Genomic DNA, 1168 nt, shown 5'->3' on the forward strand with positions numbered 1-1168 from the left:
GTAGGAGTCAACTGTCATGCAGCCGCGATGGCAGGAGGAGCGTACGGGGCCTGATCGCGCGCGATGGCATTGAGCCAGCGCAGGAACTTGTGCATGCAGGCGACGATGGCGACCTTGGCCGGCTTGCCAGCTGCGCGCAGGCGCGCGTAGGTGTTGGCCAAGGGGGATTTGGCGCGGATGCTGGCCCAGGTGGACATGTACAGCACGCGCCGCACGTCGGCACGTCCGCCTTTGATGCGGCGTTGGCCTTTCCAGCAGCCGCTGTCGTGATTGAACGGGGCCAGCCCGACCAAGGCAGCGAGCTTGCGTGGCGGCAGCGTGCCTAGTTCTGGTAGTCGCGCGGCCAGAACCGCGCGCAGGATCGTCCCGAGCCCAGGCACCTTGGGTAGGCTCGAGCAGGTCTTGCCCTGCTGCTCGATCTCCTGCGTCAACGTCTGGATCTGCTGGTTTAGCAGGGCGATCACCTCTCGGCAGCGGTGTTGCGCCTTGGCGCTGGTAATGTGTTCCAAGCGCCGCCGATGGGCATCGCGCTGGCCCACCAGGGTGGCACGCAGGTCCAGCAGTTCGCGAAGAGACTGCTGGTGCCCGGGCACCACGGGCGTGGGGGTGGTCGGGATGTGCTGGGCGGCGATGGCCAGCAGGCGCGCGTCCAGGGCATCGGTCTTGGCATGCAGGCCCAAGGCCTGGGCGAGCTTGCGCGGACGATCGGCGGGCATCCGCACCACGGGCAGATCGGCCTGCCGCAACACTTGCAGCACGGCACGTTCGTAGCCACCGCTGGCTTCCAGCACGATCCGCTCGCAGTCCATCCCAGCCAGACGTTGGGCCAGCGCACGCTGCCCCTGTGGCGTATTGGGCTGGGTCCAGGCCTGCTCGTCCGGCAGGACATGAATGACCAGTTCGGCCTTGGATACATCGATCCCGACATGGCGTCGCATAGACGTTCTCCGCAGTAGACTCAGGGACGAGAGCGCTCCTGCCGATGCCCATGCTTGTGGAGTTCGAGCTCGTCACTCGGGCAACTGTTCGGGCTTGTCAGGCAGGAGAACCGGAGTGCGGCGGCGCTGACTCCTACTCGTGCTTGCTGGCACTGCGGCTAAACGGCCTGCCGCACTCCGCTCTCACCTGCAACGATAGACCCTTATTTGACACAAGCGGCTTCAGCCGC

Annotated in this window: 1 protein-coding gene; it reads right to left on the bottom strand. The window is 66.0% G+C overall.

Going from position 1 to position 1168, the window contains the following annotated elements:
* Nucleotides 1–14: 14 nt before the first annotated feature.
* A complete protein-coding gene (locus J7357_RS21145; protein WP_209249488.1) occupies nt 15–938 on the bottom strand; it encodes an IS110 family transposase in 924 nt (307 codons plus the stop codon).
* Nucleotides 939–1168: the final 230 nt, after the last annotated feature.

Origin of the sequence: Xanthomonas sp. D-109, assembly GCF_017746095.1 — a bacterium.
GTDB lineage: Bacteria > Pseudomonadota > Gammaproteobacteria > Xanthomonadales > Xanthomonadaceae > Xanthomonas_A > Xanthomonas_A sacchari.